At 71.2% G+C, this 18,389-nt stretch carries 20 protein-coding genes; 8 read left to right on the top strand and 12 right to left on the bottom strand.

From position 1 onward, the window contains the following. The first annotated feature begins 18 nt into the window (after positions 1-18). Both ACWD11_RS27255 and ACWD11_RS27250 read left to right on the top strand, forming a co-directional pair. Positions 19-975 carry an EamA family transporter gene (locus tag ACWD11_RS27255; protein WP_451286123.1) on the top strand — a complete coding sequence of 319 codons (957 nt, stop codon included), beginning with the start codon at positions 19-21 and terminating at the stop codon, positions 973-975. Beyond that, positions 972-1,631: an NAD(P)-dependent oxidoreductase gene (locus ACWD11_RS27250; RefSeq protein WP_451286121.1), complete on the top strand. Its 660-nt coding sequence runs from the start codon at positions 972-974 to the stop codon at positions 1,629-1,631. The genes ACWD11_RS27255 and ACWD11_RS27250 overlap by 4 nt, the downstream gene beginning before the upstream one ends. A gap of 4 nt (positions 1,632-1,635) precedes the next feature. Here the strand turns inward: ACWD11_RS27250 and ACWD11_RS27245 are convergent, their stop codons facing one another. Further along, positions 1,636-2,247 (bottom strand): LysE family translocator, encoded by a 612-nt coding sequence (locus ACWD11_RS27245; protein ID WP_389416139.1) that lies wholly within the window; start codon positions 2,245-2,247, stop codon positions 1,636-1,638. 129 nt (positions 2,248-2,376) lie between these two features. Beyond that, positions 2,377-3,759: a glycine--tRNA ligase gene (locus ACWD11_RS27240; RefSeq protein WP_383364933.1), complete on the bottom strand. Its 1,383-nt coding sequence runs from the start codon at positions 3,757-3,759 to the stop codon at positions 2,377-2,379. Positions 3,760-3,890: 131 nt separating this feature from the next. Here ACWD11_RS27240 and ACWD11_RS27235 point away from each other — a divergent pair, with 131 nt between their 5' ends. From ACWD11_RS27235 to ACWD11_RS27220, 4 genes are read left to right on the top strand one after another with little or no spacing between them, the layout of a single operon-like run. Continuing rightward, positions 3,891-4,886, top strand: coding sequence for a metal ABC transporter substrate-binding protein (locus ACWD11_RS27235; RefSeq protein ID WP_389416137.1), 996 nt, complete (start codon positions 3,891-3,893; stop codon positions 4,884-4,886). Between the two features lie 17 nt (positions 4,887-4,903). Further along, entirely contained in the window at positions 4,904-5,671 is a 768-nt protein-coding gene (locus tag ACWD11_RS27230) for a metal ABC transporter ATP-binding protein (protein ID WP_451286118.1), read from the top strand. Then, on the top strand, positions 5,671-6,573 hold the full coding sequence (locus ACWD11_RS27225) for a metal ABC transporter permease (protein ID WP_389416135.1): 903 nt from the start codon (positions 5,671-5,673) through the stop codon (positions 6,571-6,573). Before ACWD11_RS27230 ends, ACWD11_RS27225 begins: the two co-directional genes overlap by 1 nt. A 59-nt stretch (positions 6,574-6,632) precedes the next feature. Then, the gene (locus ACWD11_RS27220; RefSeq protein ID WP_389416134.1) at positions 6,633-7,043 is read left to right on the top strand and encodes a Fur family transcriptional regulator; all 411 of its coding nucleotides are present in this window, start codon (positions 6,633-6,635) and stop codon (positions 7,041-7,043) included. A 7-nt stretch (positions 7,044-7,050) separates the two neighbouring features. On the opposite strand, the gene ACWD11_RS27215 is transcribed toward ACWD11_RS27220, so the two are convergent. The 10 genes from ACWD11_RS27215 to ACWD11_RS27170 all read right to left on the bottom strand — a co-directional run bounded on the left by ACWD11_RS27215 (position 7,051) and on the right by ACWD11_RS27170 (position 15,997). Next, complete coding sequence (locus ACWD11_RS27215; RefSeq protein WP_451286116.1) at positions 7,051-7,404, bottom strand: hypothetical protein; 354 nt, start codon at positions 7,402-7,404, stop codon at positions 7,051-7,053. Next, complete coding sequence (locus ACWD11_RS27210) at positions 7,401-8,234, bottom strand: isoprenyl transferase (protein WP_389416132.1); 834 nt, start codon at positions 8,232-8,234, stop codon at positions 7,401-7,403. The genes ACWD11_RS27215 and ACWD11_RS27210 overlap by 4 nt, the downstream gene beginning before the upstream one ends. 16 nt (positions 8,235-8,250) lie before the next feature. Continuing rightward, complete coding sequence (gene recO / locus ACWD11_RS27205; RefSeq protein WP_389416131.1) at positions 8,251-8,997, bottom strand: DNA repair protein RecO; 747 nt, start codon at positions 8,995-8,997, stop codon at positions 8,251-8,253. A 154-nt stretch (positions 8,998-9,151) separates the two neighbouring features. Then, a complete protein-coding gene (locus tag ACWD11_RS27200; RefSeq protein WP_389416130.1) occupies positions 9,152-9,361 on the bottom strand; it encodes a hypothetical protein in 210 nt (69 codons plus the stop codon). Between the two features lie 41 nt (positions 9,362-9,402). Next, positions 9,403-10,362, bottom strand: coding sequence for a DUF6879 family protein (locus ACWD11_RS27195; protein WP_389416129.1), 960 nt, complete (start codon positions 10,360-10,362; stop codon positions 9,403-9,405). A 61-nt stretch (positions 10,363-10,423) separates the two neighbouring features. Next, the gene (locus ACWD11_RS27190; RefSeq protein WP_389416128.1) at positions 10,424-11,392 is read right to left on the bottom strand and encodes an SCO2521 family protein; all 969 of its coding nucleotides are present in this window, start codon (positions 11,390-11,392) and stop codon (positions 10,424-10,426) included. A 1-nt stretch (position 11,393) separates the two neighbouring features. After that, positions 11,394-12,374 (bottom strand): SCO2522 family protein, encoded by a 981-nt coding sequence (locus ACWD11_RS27185; protein WP_451286113.1) that lies wholly within the window; start codon positions 12,372-12,374, stop codon positions 11,394-11,396. Beyond that, the gene (locus ACWD11_RS27180) at positions 12,371-13,288 is read right to left on the bottom strand and encodes an SCO2523 family variant P-loop protein (RefSeq protein ID WP_389416126.1); all 918 of its coding nucleotides are present in this window, start codon (positions 13,286-13,288) and stop codon (positions 12,371-12,373) included. The genes ACWD11_RS27185 and ACWD11_RS27180 overlap by 4 nt, the downstream gene beginning before the upstream one ends. 4 nt (positions 13,289-13,292) lie before the next feature. Then, positions 13,293-15,143, bottom strand: a complete 1,851-nt coding sequence (locus ACWD11_RS27175; RefSeq protein ID WP_451286111.1) for an SCO2524 family protein — start codon at positions 15,141-15,143, stop codon at positions 13,293-13,295. Between the two features lie 59 nt (positions 15,144-15,202). Then, positions 15,203-15,997, bottom strand: coding sequence for an SCO2525 family SAM-dependent methyltransferase (locus ACWD11_RS27170; RefSeq protein ID WP_451286109.1), 795 nt, complete (start codon positions 15,995-15,997; stop codon positions 15,203-15,205). A gap of 263 nt (positions 15,998-16,260) precedes the next feature. Between ACWD11_RS27170 and ACWD11_RS27165 the strand changes: the two genes are divergently transcribed. Together ACWD11_RS27165 and ACWD11_RS27160 are read left to right on the top strand one after the other, a co-directional pair. Then, positions 16,261-16,794: a GNAT family N-acetyltransferase gene (locus ACWD11_RS27165; protein WP_389416123.1), complete on the top strand. Its 534-nt coding sequence runs from the start codon at positions 16,261-16,263 to the stop codon at positions 16,792-16,794. Positions 16,795-16,896: 102 nt separating this feature from the next. Next, positions 16,897-18,381 carry an alpha/beta hydrolase gene (locus ACWD11_RS27160; protein WP_451286107.1) on the top strand — a complete coding sequence of 495 codons (1,485 nt, stop codon included), beginning with the start codon at positions 16,897-16,899 and terminating at the stop codon, positions 18,379-18,381. Positions 18,382-18,389 lie beyond the last annotated feature (8 nt).

Here is an 18,389-nt window from a genome sequence, read left to right as displayed (position 1 = left end):
CGGACGAGACTGCACCACATGCAGACCTCGACCGCACGGGCCCCGGCCCCGCGGCACGCGGCGACCGTCGCGCTGACCGCCCTCGCTCCCGCGTCCTGGGGCACCACCTACGCCGTGTCCACGGAGCTCCTGCCGCCCGGACACCCGCTGTTCGCCGGGCTGATGCGGGCCCTGCCCGCCGGGCTGCTCGCCCTGGCGGTCACCCGCGTGCTGCCGCGCGGCGACTGGTGGTGGAAGGCCGCCGTCCTCGGCACCCTCAACATCGGCGCGCTGTTCCCTCTGCTGTTCGTGGCGGCCGAACGGCTCCCCGGCGGTGTCGCGGGCACCCTCAGCGCCGTCCAGCCGTTGCTGGTCGCCGCCCTGGCGATCGGGGTGCTGCACCACCGGCCGACGGCCTGGACCTGGACGTGGGGGGTGCTGGGCGTGGTCGGGGTGGGGCTCGTGGTGCTCGGGCCCCAGGCCCGGCTGGACGCCGTCGGCGTGCTCGCCGGCCTCGGCGGTACGGCGGGCATGGCGGCCGGCGTCGTCCTCACCAAACGCTGGGGCCGCCCGGCGGGCATCGGCGCGATGACGCTGGCGGGCTGGCAACTGACGGTCGGCGGGTTCGTGTTGCTGCCGCTCACCGTCGCCTTCGAGGGGGCGCCGCCGGCGGTCGGCGGGCAGGCCCTCGCCGGGTATCTGTGGCTGGGCGGTATGGGCGGGCTGATCTCGTTCACCCTGTGGTTCCGCGGGATCGGCAGGCTGCCGCTCCGCGCGTCCGCCCCGCTGGTGCTGCTGTCCCCGCTGGTCGCGGCCGTCGTCGGGCTCGCGCTCGGCGAGACGCTGAACCCGCTCCAGGCCCTCGGCTTCACCCTCGCCCTGGCCGCGCTGCTGGCCGCGCAGTTCACCGCCCCTGACGTGTCACGCCTGTTCGGGCGGGACGCGGCCAGGACCCCCGTACCGGACTACCGGACCCAAGGAGAGCGGATCCCATGACCACAGGACAGACGACAGGACGGGCGACCGCCGTGCTCGGCGCCACCGGCATGGTGGGCAGCCGGGTGATCACCGAGGCCGTGGCACGCGGCCACCGGGTGCTCGCCCTGTCCCGGAAACCTGCCGATGAGCGCCCGGGTGTGACACCGGTCCCGGTCGACGCGGGCGACCCGGACGCCCTGCGCGCGGCCCTCACCGGCGCCTCCGGCGTCGTGGTGGCCGTGCGGACCGAACCGGCCGACCGGGACTTCCTCGTCGGTACGACCCGTGCGGTGCTGGACATCGCGGCCGGGACCGGGATGCGCGTCCTCGTGGTCGGCGGCGCCGGCGTCCTGCGCAGCCCCGGGAACCCCGCGCTGCTGGTCGCCGACAACCCCGCGTACGTTCCCGCCGAGGTGACGTCGGTCGCCGCGGCCGGGGTGGCCCAGCTGCGGGCCTGCGAGGCCCACGCCCACGCCGACTGGGCCTGTCTGGCGCCGCCCGCCCTGCTCGCTCCCGGGGAGCGGACCGGCCGCTACCGGCGCGGCACCGGCACCCTGCTCACCGCCGCCGACGGCCGCTCCTGGATCAGCGCCGAGGACCTGGCCGTCGCCGCGCTCGACGAACTGGACTCCCCCGGCGCCGACCGCCTGTTCACCGTCGTCCATCACGGCTGAGGAACTACCGGGGGGTGAACGCCAGCTTCGCCCCGAGGGCCACGAAGGACCCGGCGAAGCTGCGGCGCAGCCAGGCCATCACCCTCGGCCGGGCGATCACCTGGTTGCGGACGGAGGCGGCGAGGACGCCGTAGAGCGCGAAGACGACGAAGGTCGCCGCCATGAACACCCCGCTGAGCGCCAGCATCCGCGGCACCGCGCCCGGCCCTTCCGGGTCCACGAACTGAGGCAGGAAGGCGAAGAAGAACATCGTCAGCTTGGGGTTGAGGAGATTGATCAGCACGCCCCGGACGATCATCCGCCCGGCCGACATCGGCGCCGCCGTGCGGTCCACGGTGATCGCCTCCTTGTCCCGCAGCGTGGCCCAGGCCATGTAGAGGAGGTAGGCGACACCGGCGTACTTCAGGATCTGGAAGGCCGTGGCGCTGGCATGCAGCAGGGCGGCCACCCCGGTGATCGTGGCCAGCATGTGCGGCAGGATCCCGAGGGCGCAGGCGAAGGCGGCCACCACACTGGCCCGCCGCCCGTGCGACAGACCGGCCGCGAGGGTGTAGACGACCCCGGTACCGGGGGTGGCGACGACGACCAGCGTGGTCAGCAGAAAGGCGAGGCTCATGCGGACCAGCCTGGCCGCGCGATGGCCCCGGCTACAGGGCCAATGCGATGTCTCCATGAAGGACCACCACACCACGACGCCCCCGCCGGACGAGCCGATGTGCTCGTCCGGCGGGGGCGTCGGCGGTCGTCAGCAGCCCAGCAGGCGCTGGGCCAGGTAGCCCTCGATCTGGTCGAGGGAGACCCGCTCCTGCTTCATCGAGTCGCGCTCGCGGACCGTCACCGCGTTGTCGTCCAGGGTGTCGAAGTCGACCGTCACGCAGTACGGCGTGCCGATCTCGTCCTGGCGGCGGTAACGGCGGCCGATGGCGCCGGCGTCGTCGAACTCGATGTTCCAGTTCTGCCGCAGCGCCTGGGCGAGGCCCTTGGCCTTCGGGGAGAGCTCGGCGTTGCGGGACAGCGGCAGCACCGCGACCTTCACCGGGGCCAGCCGGTGGTCGAGGCGCAGCACCGTGCGCTTCTCCATCTTGCCCTTGGCGTTCGGCGCCTCGTCCTCGACGTAGGCGTCCAGCAGGAACGCCAGCATCGCGCGGCCGACACCGGCCGCGGGCTCGATGACGTACGGCGTCCAGCGCTCCTGGGCCTCCTGGTCGTAGTAGGCGAGGTCCTGGCCGGAGGCCTTGGAGTGCGCGGAGAGGTCGTAGTCGGTGCGGTTGGCGACACCCTCCAGCTCGCCCCACTCGTTGCCGCCGAACCGGAAGCGGTACTCGATGTCGGCGGTGCGCTTGGAGTAGTGGGAGAGCTTCTCCTTGGGGTGCTCGTACCAGCGCATGTTCTCCTCACGGAGACCGAGGCCGGTGTACCAGTTCCAGCGCTGCTCCATCCAGTACTCCTGCCACTTCTCGTCCTCGCCCGGCTTGACGAAGAACTCCATCTCCATCTGCTCGAACTCGCGGGTGCGGAAGATGAAGTTGCCGGGCGTGATCTCGTTGCGGAAGGACTTGCCCATCTGGGCGATGCCGAACGGCGGCTTGCGGCGCGAAGTGGTCTGCACCTGGGCGAAGTTGGTGAAGATGCCCTGGGCGGTCTCGGGGCGCAGGTAGGCGACGGAGCCGGAGTCCTGCGTCGGGCCGAGGTGGGTGGAGAGCAGACCCGAGAACTGCTTGGGCTCGGTGAACTGGCCCTTGTTGCCGCAGTTGGGGCAGTTGACGTCCGCGAGGCCGTTCTCCGGGAGGCGGTTGTGCTTGGCCTCGTAGGCCTCCTCCAAGTGGTCCGCGCGGAACCGCTTGTGGCAGGAGGTGCACTCGGTCAACGGGTCCGTGAAGGTGGCGACATGGCCAGAGGCGACCCAGACCTCGGAGGCCAGGATCACGGACGAGTCGATACCGACGACGTCCTCGCGCGACGTCACCATGTAGCGCCACCACTGGCGCTTGAGGTTCTCCTTGAGCTCGACACCCAGGGGTCCGTAGTCCCAGGCGGCCTTCTGCCCGCCGTAGATCTCACTGCAAGGGAATACGAAGCCACGGCGCTTGCTCAGGCTGACGATGGTGTCGATCTTGTCGGCGGCCACGGTGCTCTCTTCATGACGAATGGACGGCAGCGAATGCCCCAGGTTACCGGCGCGGCCACCCCCGGTATCAAATCGGTCCCGTGACCGGCGTTTGTTGACAACCGTTTCCAAATTTGTTGAAAATGACTGTCATGAACGTACGACGACAGCACATATCCCGGGTGGCCGTGGCGGCCGTCACCGCCCTCGGTCTCGGCACCCTCTCCGCCTGCTCCGGCAGCGCCGCCGCGGGCAACACGGAGAAGTTCGACGTCGTCGCGTCGTTCTACCCGATGGCCTACCTCGCCGAGCAGATCGGCGGGGACCACGTGAACGTCACCAGCCTCACCGAGCCCGGCCAGGAGCCGCACGACCTGGAGATCAGCGCCCAGCAGACCGCGCAGCTCCAGGAGACCGACGCGGCCCTCTACCTCAAGGGCCTCCAGCCCGCCGTCGACGAGGCCATAGCGCAGGCCGGCGTGAAGACCACGATCGACGCCGCCACGCTCACGAAGCTCGAGGACCACGGCAGCCTGGAGGACAGCCACGAGCACGCCGAGGAAGAGGGTCACGCCGAGGAGGAGGGCCACTCCGAGGAAGAGGCGCACTCCGAGGAGGAGGAGCACGCCCTCGACCCGCACATCTGGCTCGACCCCGTGAAGTACGCCGAGGTCGCCAAGGGCGTCGGCGCCGCCTTCGAGAAGGCCGACCCGGACCACGCGGCCGACTACAAGAAGAACACCGAGGCCCTGGTCGAGAAGCTGAACAGCCTCGACACCCGGTTCGAGGACGGCCTGAAGAACACCGGGACGAAGGTGTTCTTCACCAACCACGCCGCCTTCGGCTACCTCGCCGAGCGCTACGGCCTGACCCAGGAGGCCATCTCCGGCCTCGACCCGGAGAGCGAGCCCAGCCCGGCCCGGATCAAGGAACTCCAGGAGGAGGCCAAGGCCGACGGCGTCACCACGGTCTTCTACGAGACACTGGTATCGGACCGGACCGCGAAGACCCTCGCCAAGGACGCCGGCCTCAAGACGGACGTCCTCGACCCGCTCGAGGGCATCACCGACAAGTCCGAGGGCGAGGACTACATCCAGGTCATGGACGCCAACCTCAAGGCCCTGCAGGCCGCGTTGGGCGCCAAGTGACCGTTTCGGAGGACCGTATGAGCGAGCCCGTCATATCCCTGCGCGGCGTACGCGCCGACCTGGGTTCGCGGCCCGTCCTGCGCGGCATCGACCTCACCGTGTCCCGCGGTGAGGTCGTCGCGCTGCTCGGCGCCAACGGTTCGGGCAAGTCCACCGCCGTGCGCAGCGTCATCGGCCAGGTGCCGGTGAGCGCCGGCGAGATCGAGCTGTTCGGCACCCCGCGCCGCCGCTTCGGCGACTGGCACCGGCTCGGTTACGTCCCCCAGCGCACCACCGCCGCGGGCGGCGTCCCGGCCACGGTGACCGAGGTCGTCTCCGCCGGCCGGCTCTCCCGCGCCCGCTTCGGCCTGCTGCGCAAGGCGGACCGGGCGGCGGTGCGCCGGGCCCTGGAGCTGGTCGGCATGGCGGACCGCGCGAAGGACTCCGTGGACGCGCTCTCCGGCGGCCAGCACCAGCGGGTGCTGATCGCCCGGGCACTCGCCGCCGAACCCGAGCTGCTGATCATGGACGAGCCGATGGCGGGCGTCGACCTGGCCAGCCAGGAGGTGCTGGCGCGGACCCTGCGCGAGCAGGTCGCGGCCGGTACGACGGTCCTGCTCGTGCTGCACGAACTGGGCGCCCTGGAGCCGCTGATCGACCGCGCGGTGGTGCTGCGCGACGGCTGCGTCGTCCACGACGGCCCGCCCCCGAAGGCCGTCGGCCAGCACGCGCTGCCCGGCCACGACCATGTCCACCCGCACGCCCCCGCGGGCGCCGAGCCGATCCGCACGGGACTGCTGAGCTGATGGAAATCCTCGACTACGCCTTCATGCAGCGGGCCCTGCTCGCCGCCGTCCTGGTCGGCATCACGGCCCCCGCCGTCGGCATCTACCTGGTCCAGCGCCGCCAGGCCCTGATGGGCGACGGCATCGGCCACGTGGCGATGACCGGCGTCGGCCTGGGCTTCCTGCTCTCCTGGTCCCCGATCTGGATGGCGACCGTCGTCTCCGTCCTCGGCGCGGTCCTCATGGAGCTCATCCGCTGGTACGGCAAAACCCGCGGCGACCTCGCCCTCGCCATGCTCTTCTACGGCGGTATGGCCGGCGGCGTGATGTTCATCAACCTCGCGCCGACGGGCTCCAACGCCAACCTGACCTCGTACCTCTTCGGCTCCCTGTCCACGGTGAGCGAGTCGGACGTCACCGCGATCTGCGTACTGGCCGCCTTCGTGGTGCTGGTCACACTCGGTCTGCGCCGCCAGCTGTTCGCGGTGAGCCAGGACGAGGAGTTCGCCCGGGTCACCGGCCTGCCGGTGCGCGCCCTGAACCTGCTGACGGCGGTCACGGCGGCCGTGACGGTGACCGTCGCGATGCGCGTGGTCGGGCTGCTCCTGGTGTCGGCGCTGATGGTGGTCCCGGTGGCCGCCGCCCAGCAGCTCAGCCGCAGCTTCGCCGCCACCTTCGCCATCGCGGTGGCCATCGGCGTGACCGTCACGATCAGCGGCACGGTCACCTCGTACTACCAGGACGTGCCGCCCGGCGCGACGATCGTGCTGCTGACCATCGGGGCGTTCGTCCTGCTGACCGCGCTGGCCGCGCCGCTCGCCCGGCGCCGCGCGCGGGCCCTGGCCGCCGCGCAGGGCGCCGGGGACCCGGCCGAGTGCGTGATTCCGCCGGGCCGGGGTCCCGGCGGAAAGGTCGGCGTCTGACCGCGCCGACAGCACGGGCTGGCACAATGGCCCGGCAGGCAGACCTGAGGAGGCACCCCGTGACGACCGCTGGACCGCCCGTGAAGGGCCGATCCACCCGGCAGCGGGCCGCCGTGGCGGCGGCCCTCGACGAGGTCGACGAGTTCCGCAGCGCGCAGGAACTGCACGACATGCTCAAGCACAAGGGCGACTCGGTCGGTCTGACGACGGTCTACCGCACGCTCCAGTCGCTCGCCGACGCCGGCGAGGTCGACGTCCTGCGCACCTCCGACGGCGAGTCCGTCTACCGCCGCTGCTCCAGCGGCGAACACCACCACCACCTGGTCTGCCGGGTCTGCGGCAAGGCGGTCGAGGTCGAGGGCCCCGCGGTCGAGAAGTGGGCGGACGCAATCGCGGCCGAGCACGGCTATGTCAACGTGGCCCACACGGTGGAGATCTTCGGCACCTGCGCGGAGTGCGCCGCGCGCTGAGCGGCCCTCAGGCGCCGGAGTCCCCCCGGTCGACGCAGTAGTAGGAGCCGTCGCCCAGGCGGCCCACGCTGTCGTGTGACCAGCAGTGCAGCATCGGCGTCAGCGTCCACATCCGCAGGCCCATGAGGGCCACCAGGCAGACGACGGCGAACCGTCCCGCGTACGACCGCCGGCCGGCCAGCGCGAGCGCGCCGACGGACACCAGGGCGGCGAACACCAGCATGGAGACGACGAGCGGGGCCATGTTCTCCCGCAGCCCCGGGAAGCTCTCCATCTCGACGGTGCCGCCGAAGGAGAACAGCACGAGCAGCGCGGCGAACCCGAACACCAGGCCCGCCGCGCACCCCCGGACGAGCCTCACTCCTGGCGGCCCTCCATGGCCAGCAGTTCCTCGTTCGGGATGGCGCCGCCGAAGCGGCGGTCCCGGGAGGCGAACTCCACGCAGGCCCGCCACAGGTCGCGCCGGTCGAAGTCGGGCCACAGGACGTCCTGGAAGACCATCTCGGCGTAGGCGCTCTGCCAGAGCAGGTAGTTGGACGTGCGCTGCTCCCCGCTCGGCCGCAGGAACAGGTCCACGTCCGGCATGTCCGGGTAGTACAGGTACTTGGCGAAGGTCTTCTCGGTCACCTTGGACGGGTCGAGCCGCCCGGCCCGCACGTCCTGGGCCAGCGCCTGCGCCGCGTCCGCGATCTCGGCGCGCCCGCCGTAGTTCATGCAGAAGTACAGGGTCAGCTTGTCGTTGTCCTTGGTCTGCTCCTGGGAGATCTCCAGCTCCCTGGCGACCGACTTCCACAGCTTGGGCATCCGCCCGACCCACCGCACCCGCACCCCGAGCTCGTCCAGCTGGTCCCGGGTCTTGCGGATGAAGTCGCGGTTGAAGTTCATCAGGAAGCGCACCTCGTCGGGCGAGCGCTTCCAGTTCTCGGTGGAGAAGGCGTACAGCGAGATCGCCCCGACGCCCATCTCGATCGCGCCCTGCAGCACGTCCAGCACCCGCTCGGCGCCGACCTTGTGCCCCTCGGTGCGCGGCAGCCCGCGCTCCTTGGCCCAGCGCCCGTTCCCGTCCATGACGATCGCCACATGCTTCGGGACGAGCTCCCCGGGGAGCTTCGGCGCACGGGCCCCGGACGGATGCGGCTCCGGCGCCCTGTACTCCCGACGCTGCCGCCCCAGGATCCCGCGTACGACCATGTGCCCCTCGTCTCCCTTACTTTTCCACGTACCGGAGCGAACGCAGCCCGCGCTCCAGATGCCAGTGCAGATAGGCCGACACCAGCCCGCTGCCCTCCCGGACGTGCCGCGCCTCGCAGGCGTCGGCGGTGTCCCAGTCTCCCGTGAGCAGCGCACCGAGCAGTTCCAGGGTGGCCGGCGAGGGTACGACGCTACCGGGCACCCGGCAGTCGACGCATACCGAGCCTCCGGAGGCCACCGAGAAGAAACGGTTGGGTCCGGGCATCCCGCACTTCGCGCAGTCGCTGAAGCTCGGGGCGTAGCCGTTGACGGCGAGCGACCGCAGCAGGAAGGCGTCGAGCACGAGGTGCGGGGCGTGCTCACCGCGGGCGAGGGTCCGCAGCGCCCCGACGAGCAGCAGATACTGCTGCACGGCCGGCTCGCCCTCGTGGTCGGTGAACCGCTCGGCGGTCTCCAGCATGGCCGTCCCGGCGGTGTAGCGGGCGTAGTCGCTGACGATGCCGCCGCCGTACGGCGCGATGGTCTCGCTCTGCGTGCACAGCGGCAGCCCGCGCCCGATCAGCTCGCTCCCCCGGGCGAAGAACTGCACGTCCACATGGGAGAACGGCTCCAGCCGGGCCCCGAACTTCGACTTGGTCCGCCGCACCCCCCGAGCCACGGCCCGCACCCGCCCGTGCCCCCGCGTGAGCAAGGTAATGATTCGATCCGCCTCGCCCAGCTTCTGGGTACGCAGGACGACACCGTCATCGCGGAACAGACTCACCGCGCACCCCCACGGGCTCCCGGCCGGGGGTCCGGGGGTTGCCCCCCGGCAAGGCACAGCATGATCCGATCCGCTTCCCCCAGCTTCTGGGTACGCAGGACGACACCGTCATCGCGGAACAGACTCATGGCGCCATTCTCCCGTACGCCGCGGGTCAGCGGGGACGGTCGGGGTGGCTCACCGTGAGCGTGCTCGCGCGGAGGCGTTCGGCGGGGGTGGCGTGGCGCAGGGCGTCCGGCGCCACGTCCCATTCGCGGCCCCCGCCGTACGGTCTGAGCTGGACGTACGGGCCTTCGTGGCCCATGACGATGCCGATCCTCCCGGTGCAGATGTCCACGACGTGCGAACCGACGGCTGGCTTCACCGCTGTCATTCCTTCCCCGCTGCCCCGCTGTCCCTGCCGCCTCAGTCGGCGCTGCTGGCCTCCCACAGAGTGTCGAATCGTTCGATGCGCTCCGCCACATGGCCCGGCGTCATCTTCAGCGTGGTCTTGGTGGGCGCGGCCCGCACATCGGGCTCGATCTCGTAGCAGAGCTCACCGTCGAAGATGATGAAGTCGTTCACCGAGGTCACCGGCGCGTTGTCCAGCTCGGACTGGTCGACGATCCGTGCGTCGATGCCGTACCTGCGCTGCCGCTCGCACAGCTTGCGCAGCGCCTCCGTGATCTCGTCGGGGCCGTCGACGAGGAACAGCCGCCGTATCTCCACGCCCCGCTTCCTGATCGCGTCGCCCTGCGCGACCAGGTACCGCTTGCCGGGGCCGCTGGACCAGAAGTCCCGGTCGACGGAGGTGCTGGTGGCGTAGAGCGTCTTCTTGGTGCACGCGGTCAGGTCGATCAGCCACTCGTGGTTCTCGCCGGGGCAGTCCGCGGTGCCGTTGCTGAGGCTCTCCATCAGCAGCGCGAGACTGGCGATCTCCTCCTGCGCGAACCGCTTCACGATCTCCGAGCCGTGCTCGCCGACCTGGGTGTACTTGCGGGCCAGCCGCGTCACCCCGTCGGAGCGCAGGACCGAGCGGTCGACCTGGCTGAACAGTTCGGTCGCCGCGTTGATCTTGGCGAAGCTCTCGTCGACCGCCGACCGCATCTCCCGGTGATGGTCGGCGAGACTGTCCCGCATCCCCCGGATCCGGCGCGTCTGGGCCTCCTCCACGGCTTCCAGCCGCTCGCCGAAGTCGACCAGGTACTGCATGATCAGCACGGCGCTGCCGACCACCACGGGCATCGTCCACTGCCACTGCTCACTCGCGTCCGGGCTCAGGACGTTGGTCAGGAAGAACGTCCCGGTCGCCAGTAACACGGTGACCAGCGTCTTGCGGAACAGTTTCGACCGGCGTTCTTCCTCGGGCGGTGGTGCCGTCCTCACGTCCCCTGTCGTCGCTCCGTTCATGTCGCTCCCCCGTCGGGTGTGTCGATCGGGCCGCCCCTCAGCGCGTACTCAGCGCCTGGTGCAGCAACGGAATGGTCTGTACGGCCAGTTGGTCGCGGATCCGCTGGACGAGGCTCTGCCACTGGCGGGTGAACCCCGGCTCTCGTTCCAGCTCGTCCCAGAGATGGCCCAGCGCGCGGTCCACATGGGCGCGCGGCATCCACAGGTGCAGCAGATGATCGACGGCCGGCCGCAGCGCGAGCACGGCCGCGGGCCCGTCCGCCGCGCCGAGCCGGCTGCTGTCCAGCAGCCGCACGACGGTCGTCAGCAGCCAGTCGTGCAGCGCGAGGTCCTCGCACAGCCCGGCCGCCGCGCTCGCCGGGGTGTCCGCCGGCAGCCGCAGCTCCATCGTCCGCAGCCCGTCCTCGGCCAGCGTGAAACGGGTCAGCGCCGGGCCCTCGCCGTCCGGTGCCCGCCGTGCGGTCCACCGCAGGTGGGTACGGCGGGACTTGAAGGGCGCCTTGTGGTCGAGCAGGGGGTGGCGGGCCAGCTGGGCCAGCAGCCCCTCGGCGATCGCCCCGAGGTCCAGCTCGCCCCGCCCGGCGCCGCGCAGCACGCCCTCCGCGGTGGCCTGCTCGGGCAGCTTCCCGAACGGCTCGACGAGCCCGGGCCGGACCAGGTACTGCCCCCACGGCCGGCGCAGATCGGGACCGGTGGCCGGGGCGCTGAACCAGGCGGTCGCCTGGAGCACCCGGCCCTCGGTGAGCGCGGCGCGGGCGGCCACCGTGCCGACGGCCCGTACCCGGGCGCCGTTGGAGGTGGGCAGCCGGCAGTCCACGCCGGTCAGCACCTCGGGTGAGCGGACGTACAGATTGGGCCGCTCGGAGACCCGGACGGGTTCGTCGGCGCGCAGCCTGAGCAGCTGTGCCGCGGCCCGGCCGTCCAGTGCCTGGAAGGACGGCAGCAGACCGGTGCGCACCTCGCCGCAGACGAGGACCGGGCGTGCCGACGGTCCGGGGGCCGCCATCTCAGGCCCCTTCGGGGGCGGGCTCGGCGGGCTCCTCGTAGAAGACGTACGAGGCGCGCTGGGCGACCGCGGCGGGGACCTCGACCTGTTCGCCGCGCGAGCGCCGGTCGACCTGTTCCAGCGCCCGGGCGTCGACGTCTGTCTGGTCCAGGACCAGCCGGACGGCGTCCTCGACGGCGAGGAAGCGGTTGGGCATCAGGGTGCAGGTGCGGTAGGCGCTGAACGGGTCGGCGTCCGGGTTCAGCTGGAGCAGCGGCGGCAGCCGGTCCCAGTCGTGCGGGAAGCCGGCGCCGTCCCAGGGCTTCGGGGTCAGCACCGGTTCGCCGAGGTGGCGCAGGAGGCCGAGCCGGGCCAGTTGCCAGACGGCGGCCAGGAAGGGGCAGGACCACAGGCGCCGGCCGTCCTTGTCGGACCACAGCTCGACGTCCATGAAGACGGAGTGGTTGCGGGCGGCCGTCTCCTGGGGCGGCTGCCAGGCGGTGACCTCGGCGAGGGCGGCGCCCCGGCCGGGGCTGCGCTGGCCGTTGGCGAGCCAGCCGGTGCGGCTGACCGGCGGGCGGGACCCGGAGGAGCCGGGCGGCGGCGACTCGACGAGGCGGTGCATCACGGACTCGGCGAGGTCGACGCGGCCGGCGACCGCGCAGCCGGACTCGCGGGCCAGGTAGTCGATGGTGAGCCCGGCCTCCTCGGCCTCCTTGAGGATCAGCGGGAGGAGTTCGGCCGGGGTGGAGAACCGGCTGAAGTAGTCGTCGACGAGGAAGCAGGTGCTGATCCGCGGCCGGTTCGTCCCGGCCCGGCGGGCGGCGGAGGCGCGGGCGGCCTCCACCCAGATCCGCACCTCGGCGAAGTGCTCGCCGAGCCGCTTGGGCCCGGCCTCGAAGTCCTCCATGTAGAGGTGGCCGAGTTCGAGGGAGAGATGGGACAGCGGTACGGCCTGGGTGCGCGGCTCGGCGCTGGTCTCCCGGAAGACGACATCGCTCATGCCTGCTCCCAGTACTTGTCGTCGGTGAGCCGGCCGGCCAGGTCGCTCAGCGCCTGCCAGGTCTCCATGTTGGCGATCTGGCTGTCGAGCACGTCCTCGTCGGTGATCAGCTGCTCCCGCCACTGCAGCACCGGTTCCAGCGGTACGGCGCCCAGGACCTGGCTGTAGCCGATGCCGTGCGAGGAGGCGAGCTGCTTGAGGTCGCGGTCGCACTCGCGCATCCACGCCGACTGGGTCGCCGAGACCTGCGACCACAGCGCCGAGGAGGGATCGGGTACGGCGGCCCGCACGAACCGGATGGAGCCGCGCAGCGCGTCCTCGTCGTGGCCGCGGGCGACCCCGCCGGCGACGATGCCCCGCTTGCCGAAGACCAGTCCCGCGGCGGCCGCCACATGCTGCCGGGTCCACCGGTGGAAGACCAGCCAGCGCGCCTCGACGCCCCGCATCTCGGGCACCGAGGTGGCTTCCAGGGCCATGTCGACGGCGTAGGAGCGGCCCGCGCTGAGGTCGACGACGATCAGGTCGAACTCGGAGTTGAGCCGCAGCAGCAGATCCACGCAGCGCCGGAGGTTGTCGTCGTCGGTGGCGAACTCGCCGCCGCTGAGGTCGCCCGGCATCAGCACCAGCCGGCCCGAGCCGGGCGGCCGGTTGCGCAGCACCCGGTGCTCGGTGTCCGCCCAGACGTCGACCCGGACGGGTTCGCCGACCTCGCCCACCAGGTAGGAGTGCAGTCCGCGGTCCTCGGCGGCCTGGCGGGCGTCGGGCACGTCGAAGACGGCGGAGGCGGTGGGCGAGCCGAAGTCGAAGTCCAGGTAGCAGACGTCGTCCCCGGCCAGCGCCCGGTGGTAGGCGAGGTTGGCGCTGGTCACCGAGCGCCCGGTGCCCCCTTTGTCGGAGGCGGCGAAGATCAGCACCGGGTCACACTCCCTGGGCCGCGGCTTCGCGCGCCCGGCCGAGGGCGTCGAGCTGCCCGAGGACGTCGAGGGCCAGCGAGTAGGCGGTGCCGGGCTGTTCGTCGACGAGGAGCCGGGCGCGGCGCAGCTTGACCTCGATCTGGCGCAGCTGCATGCCGTGCCGGCCGTCGTCCTTGGGGGCGGGCTCCATCTGTTCGTTGCCGAGGAGATGGGCGGCCTCGGAGAGCAGCGCCTTGGCCAGCTCGATCAGTTCGAGGCTGCGGATCGGCGGCTGCTGGTACATCTGGTGGGCCTGCACCATCACTTCGGTGACGCGCTCGGTGATGCTCCAGGACACCGGGACGCGCCGCTTGAGGATGTCGGCCTCGGGGTAGGCGGCGTGGACGTTGTCCCAGAGCCCCGCGCCCTCGCCGTCGCGGATCCGGCGGCGCCACATGTGGTCGAAGATGGCCTCGGCGAGCCCGAGCAGCCGGTCGTGCGCGGTCAGGTTGCGGGAGAGCGTGCACAGTTGGACGGTCCGCTTCAGCAGCTGCGCCGAGAAGTCGCTCATGGACCAGGTCATCAGCGGTCCGAGCCGGTCGCTGCCTTGCAGGGGCAGGGCGACGCCGACGTTGTGCAGGGCGTGGACCATGGGGTCGTCCACCGTCATCCGGCTGGTGATGCGGCCGCGTTCGGCGAGGCGCTCCATGATGGTGACCGTGCGGTTGAGGTCCTCGTCGGTGGCCCGGCGGCGCATCAGGTCGTGCACGAGGATGGCGGCGACGGAGAGGGAGAAGTACTCGGACTCCAGCTTCTGTCCCGTCGTACGCCAGGGGATGTCCTCCAGGGGCCAGCGGTCGGCGTCGAAGCGGGCGATCCGGGACCAGTACTGCTGGGTGAGCTCCCAGCGCAGGCGGAGCGCCTCGGCGAGCCGTTGCTGCTCGGTGTTGAGCAGGCCGAGGGTGAGGGTGCGGTCGGAGAACAGGTCCTGGATGCCGTCGAGGGCGACGACGGTGAAGTACAGGTAGGGCACGGCGTTGGCGGTGCCCTCGGGCTGCGGTCCGATGGGTTCGCCGGTCTCGACCTCGGGGGCGTCCTTCACCAAAGTCCAGGCCCAGCCGCACTCGAAGAGCTGGCTCTCGTCCTTCAGGCCTTCCTGGACGTCGATACCGAGCTGGAGGCTCTCGACGATCGCGGCCCGCAGCGGGCGGAAGCGGTCCTGGAACTTCTTCAGCACCTGGCGCTGCGACATCCGCCCCTGGCCGAGGAGTTCGCACAGGGTCTGGCCCTGGGAGGAGTCGGTGTCGAAGACGTTGACGGTGAAGGAGCGCAGCAGGCTGACCATGGCGGCGGTGAGCCGGCTGCTGGTGGCGGAGCGCAGTTCGGCGATGGTCTCCTTGATGTCGGTGCGCCGGGTCTTGTTCTCGTAGACCTTGAGGAAGCCGAGGGTGGCCAGGCACAGGGTGATGGACATCGAGTAGGAGTCGACGACGCCGAGCCGGCGCTGTTCCTCGGTGAGTTCCTCGGACGGGTCGCGGGCGCCGAAGTAGTAGCCCCCGGCGAACGTGGGCCGCTTGTCCTCGCCGGTGTGGGTGCGCATGAATTCGGCGGCGGCCGTGACGAGGTTGGCGGGGATGTCCAGGCGCCCGCCGGCCTTCTTCAGCACCTGCTGGACGTCGTCCTGGGTGGTGTCCGGGTCGTCCAGCCGGAACGCGGGGATCTCGGTGGCCGGGTAGAAGAGGCAGAGCAGTCGCTCCGCGTCGGCGACGCTGCTCTCACCGCCGTACTCGCCCCAGTTCCACTCCCCCGCTTCGAACGAGTGGCGACCGAGCGCCTGCCAGATGTCCAGCAGATGCTGGCGTGGCTTGATCTGCATCCCATGCCCCTCACACAGGCCGCACTGCCAGGAATGGAGGAAAAACCCCTCCGCTGTTTTCAGTCACCCAGCGGCGGAATCCGGGAATCCGAATTCCTCCGGCCACAGGCGACGATCATTCCGGAATACCCGTCCCGCACCGCGGCCGAGGATTTCAAGCGGACGCTCGTGAAATCGTCGGAGAACCGCTCGAGGCTGGCGGACACCTCCGACTCCCCCACATCGCAGGCGGGGAAGAAATGCGCGCCCGCGTGATAGCCCTTGGAATGCTCCATGAAGGCCGCGGCAAAGGGCGCCCCGGGGGCCAGGGCGCGCAGGAAGCACTCGACGCCCCGGTCGAACTCCTCGTGGGAGGAGGTCATCGACTCGGCGACGAAGAACATCGTCCCCATCGACCACCGGCCCTCGTGCCGCACCAGGTCGAAGAGGTTGCCCTCGGCCACCCGGGCGACGTCCCGGAAGCGGGCCCGCGGGTCCATGTCCAGGGCGCCGTAGGCGTCGTTCTTGCACAGCACGCGCCAGAACTGGTCCCAGTTCCCGTCGTAGGAGTCCACCTGGGACCGGAGGTAGCGGACGTTGGCGGGCGAGCGCTCGAAGAGCGTGATCTCGTCGCACCAGGGCAGCATCGCGAGCGCGGGGTAGAGATTGGCGCCGGCGCCGACGTCGATTCCCGAAACAGGTCGGACACCACGGTTCGGAAAATGATCGCCGAAATGATCCCTGATGATGGAAAGGATCTCCGCGTCTTCCGCCTGCAAGTCGCGGTAGTTGTGATCCACATAGGCGATCGGGTCGAATGCCGCCCAGGACACATCCGCATTCAGCTGGGCATCCCCCGAGGAGCGCAAGGTCATTCATCAACGGTACCAACGGCGGGAGCACCACGGATCCCCCTTGCACCAATCTGACAGAACAACGACCCCGGGCGGGGCGCACGCGGGGCGCATGGGGGCGAATGGATTCCCGCGACCTGATCCGGCCTTGAACGGCCCGATCGTCCCCCGCAAGATGGTCGGAACTCTGCCGAACACACCCGAAAGGCAGACCCCTCGCGTCTCGCTCGTACCACCCGTACGGGTGTCAACGCGCAATTGACCCGGACCCGCAGGGGGGCGGCATGGCGGTTCTTCCAGAGGAACGTTTCCCTTCGCGCGGCGGCCGCACCGGCCATGCGCTCTTCCGCGACCGGGCGTTCATCGACCGGCCCCTGACGATGAGAGGCGTCACCGAGGCCGACCTGCCCGAACTCGTCCGCGTCGACCGCGAGGCGTTCCCCGCGGAGCCCTATCCCTACTTCATCCTGCGGCAGTTGTACGACGTCCACGGCGACCGTCTGCTGGTCCTGGACGACGGCGAGCGGCTGCACGGCTATGTCCTCTTCCCGACCACCTCCGACGGCCGCCGGGGCTGGATCATGAGCCTGGGCGTCACCCGGGACCAGCGCGGCCGGGGGCTCGGCCGGCGGCTGATGCTGGAGGTGCTGCGCCGGCTGCGCACCGAGGGCGTGCGCGAGGTCGGACTGACGGTCGAGCCGACCAACGCCGCCGCGATCATGCTGTACCGGTCGATCGGGTTCTCGTCGCAGGAGGGCGTGCGCGAGGACTACTTCGGGCCCGGCGAGGACCGGCTGGTGATGACGCTGCACCTGTGACCCGGAGGGGTCACCCCGAGCCCGGAGATGGGGGTAATCCCCCCGGAACACAGGGCGTTACCCGGATGTGACGTGCCGTCAAGATCCGCCAGGCTGCTGTGCATGCAGCAGATCACGAGAAGTGCAGCCCTGATCGCCGCGACCGCGGTCGTCCTCGGTCTCGCCGTACCGGCCGGCGCCTTCGACGGCGGCGGCGGCCGTGCCGAGGCCCTCGAGTGGAGCGCGTGCGAGGGGGACGGGCTCGATCCACGGCAGCAGTGCGCGACCGTCCCGGTACCGATGGACTACGCCGACCCCGGCGGCCGCACGATCGACATCGTCATCTCCCGTATCCCCAGCGAGAATCCCGCGGCCCGCCGGGGCGCCCTGCTGTTGATCCCCGGCGGCCCCGGCGGCGACAGCCTCGGCGACCCGTCGGGCAAGGGGCAGCGGCTCCCGCAGAAGGTGCGGGACGCCTACGACCTGATCGGATTCGCCCCGCGCGGGATGGCCCCCTCCACCACCGTCACCTGCGACGTGGAGTACGGCGACCTCGCCGCCTCCAGACTGCGGCCCTGGCCCGCCGTCGACGGCTCCGTCACCGAGAACATGACCACCGCCCGGCGGGTGTCCGCCGCCTGCGCCGAGAACGGCGGCGAGCTGATCCGGCACATCAACACCGCCAACCAGGCCCGCGACCTCGACCGCGTCCGGGCCGCGCTCGGCGAGCGGAAGGTGTCCGCGTGGGGCGTGTCGTACGGCACCTATGTCGGCGCCGTCTACGCCCAGCTGTTCCCGCACCGCACCGACCGGTTCGTGCTGGACAGCAACAACAACCCCGATCCCGACCGGGTGGTGCGGGCCTGGCTGGCCGCGTTCGAGCAGGGCGTGGAGGACGTCTTCCCCGCGTTCGCCAGGTGGGCGTCGCGGCCCGGCAACCCGGACCGGGTGGCCCGTACTCCCGAGGAGGTGCGCGTGCGGTTCCTGGCCCTGGCCGCCCGGCTCGACCGCGAGCCGCTCCCCCGGCCCGGCGCCAACCCGCCGGTGCTGGACGGCAATGAACTGCGCCAGGCCATGCTCTCGGCCATGTACGACCCGGACGACTTCCCCGGCCTCGCGCAGCTGATCCGGGCCGCGGAGAAGGGCGAGGTGCCGCCCGCGCCGCCGTCCCCACCCGAGGAGGTGCTGCAGAACTACCTCGGGGTGGGCGCCGGGAGCATCTGCAACGACTCCGCGTGGCCGACGGACGCCGCCGTGTACCAGAAGGGCGTCACCGAGAGCCGCGCGAAGTACCCGCTGACGGCGGGCATGCCGCGCAACGCCATGCTCTGCGCGGCCTGGCCGTTCCCGCAGAGGGAGCCGGCGGTGCGGATCACCGACCGGGGTCCGTCCAACTTCCTGCTCATACAGAACGAGCGCGACCCGGCCACCCCGCTCAGCGGCGCGAGGAAGCTGCGCGAGGCGCTCGGTGAGCGGGCGGTCATGGTGGTCAACGACGCCACCGGCCACGACGCCTACCTCGCCAACGGCACCGAGTGCGGCGACCGGCTGGTCTCCCGCTTCCTGGCCACCGGTGAGCGGCCCGCCCGGGACGTCCACTGCGACTGAGGCCCCGT

This window comes from Streptomyces sp. NPDC002776 (assembly GCF_053592195.1).
This window is presented reverse-complemented; position numbering and strand designations above follow the sequence as displayed.

What these genes read in the sequence shown, in the direction of transcription:
- ACWD11_RS27255 (WP_451286123.1), top strand. Translation starts at nt 19, where the DNA reads ATGCAGACCTCGACCGCACGGGCCCCGGCCCCGCGGCACGCGGCGACC.
- ACWD11_RS27250 (WP_451286121.1), top strand. Translation starts at nt 972, where the DNA reads ATGACCACAGGACAGACGACAGGACGGGCGACCGCCGTGCTCGGCGCC.
- ACWD11_RS27245 (WP_389416139.1), bottom strand. Translation starts at nt 2,247, where the DNA reads ATGAGCCTCGCCTTTCTGCTGACCACGCTGGTCGTCGTCGCCACCCCC.
- ACWD11_RS27235 (WP_389416137.1), top strand. Translation starts at nt 3,891, where the DNA reads ATGAACGTACGACGACAGCACATATCCCGGGTGGCCGTGGCGGCCGTC.
- ACWD11_RS27230 (WP_451286118.1), top strand. Translation starts at nt 4,904, where the DNA reads ATGAGCGAGCCCGTCATATCCCTGCGCGGCGTACGCGCCGACCTGGGT.
- ACWD11_RS27225 (WP_389416135.1), top strand. Translation starts at nt 5,671, where the DNA reads ATGGAAATCCTCGACTACGCCTTCATGCAGCGGGCCCTGCTCGCCGCC.
- ACWD11_RS27210 (WP_389416132.1), bottom strand. Translation starts at nt 8,234, where the DNA reads ATGGTCGTACGCGGGATCCTGGGGCGGCAGCGTCGGGAGTACAGGGCG.
- ACWD11_RS27190 (WP_389416128.1), bottom strand. Translation starts at nt 11,392, where the DNA reads ATGGCGGCCCCCGGACCGTCGGCACGCCCGGTCCTCGTCTGCGGCGAG.
- ACWD11_RS27185 (WP_451286113.1), bottom strand. Translation starts at nt 12,374, where the DNA reads ATGAGCGATGTCGTCTTCCGGGAGACCAGCGCCGAGCCGCGCACCCAG.
- ACWD11_RS27175 (WP_451286111.1), bottom strand. Translation starts at nt 15,143, where the DNA reads ATGCAGATCAAGCCACGCCAGCATCTGCTGGACATCTGGCAGGCGCTC.
- ACWD11_RS27170 (WP_451286109.1), bottom strand. Translation starts at nt 15,997, where the DNA reads ATGACCTTGCGCTCCTCGGGGGATGCCCAGCTGAATGCGGATGTGTCC.
- ACWD11_RS27165 (WP_389416123.1), top strand. Translation starts at nt 16,261, where the DNA reads ATGGCGGTTCTTCCAGAGGAACGTTTCCCTTCGCGCGGCGGCCGCACC.
- ACWD11_RS27160 (WP_451286107.1), top strand. Translation starts at nt 16,897, where the DNA reads ATGCAGCAGATCACGAGAAGTGCAGCCCTGATCGCCGCGACCGCGGTC.